The sequence below is a fragment of the Kluyvera genomosp. 2 genome, from assembly GCF_036759865.1.
In the GTDB taxonomy this organism is placed as follows: domain Bacteria; phylum Pseudomonadota; class Gammaproteobacteria; order Enterobacterales; family Enterobacteriaceae; genus Kluyvera; species Kluyvera ascorbata_B.
The window spans coordinates 1-568 of sequence record NZ_JAPKIA010000048.1 but is presented as its reverse complement, the minus strand read 5'-3'; the positions used below and the strand labels follow the sequence as shown (position 1 = coordinate 568).

Genomic DNA, 568 nt, shown 5'->3' with positions numbered 1-568 from the left:
GCTCCCACTGCTTGTACGTACACGGTTTCAGGTTCTTTTTCACTCCCCTCGCCGGGGTTCTTTTCGCCTTTCCCTCACGGTACTGGTTCACTATCGGTCAGTCAGGAGTATTTAGCCTTGGAGGATGGTCCCCCCATATTCAGACAGGATACCACGTGTCCCGCCCTACTCTTCGAGTTCACAACCTGTGCATTTTGGTGTACGGGACTATCACCCTGTACCGTCGGACTTTCCAGACCGTTCCACTAACACACAAGCTGATTCAGACTCTGGGCTGCTCCCCGTTCGCTCGCCGCTACTGGGGGAATCTCGGTTGATTTCTTTTCCTCGGGGTACTTAGATGTTTCAGTTCCCCCGGTTCGCTTCATTACGCTATGTATTCACGTAATGATAGTGTGACGAATCACACTGGGTTTCCCCATTCGGAAATCGCCGGTTATAACGGTTCATATCACCTTACCGACGCTTATCGCAGATTAGCACGTCCTTCATCGCCTCTGACTGCCAGGGCATCCACCGTGTACGCTTAGTCGCTTAACCTCACAACCCGAAGATGTTTCGTAAAACA

At 51.6% G+C, this 568-nt stretch carries 1 rRNA gene; it reads right to left on the bottom strand.

Annotated elements, in window-relative coordinates:
* Window positions 1-540: ribosomal RNA gene (locus V6942_RS23370) — 23S ribosomal RNA — on the bottom strand; the annotation flags it as partial.
* Between the last annotated feature and the right edge of the window lie 28 nt (window positions 541-568).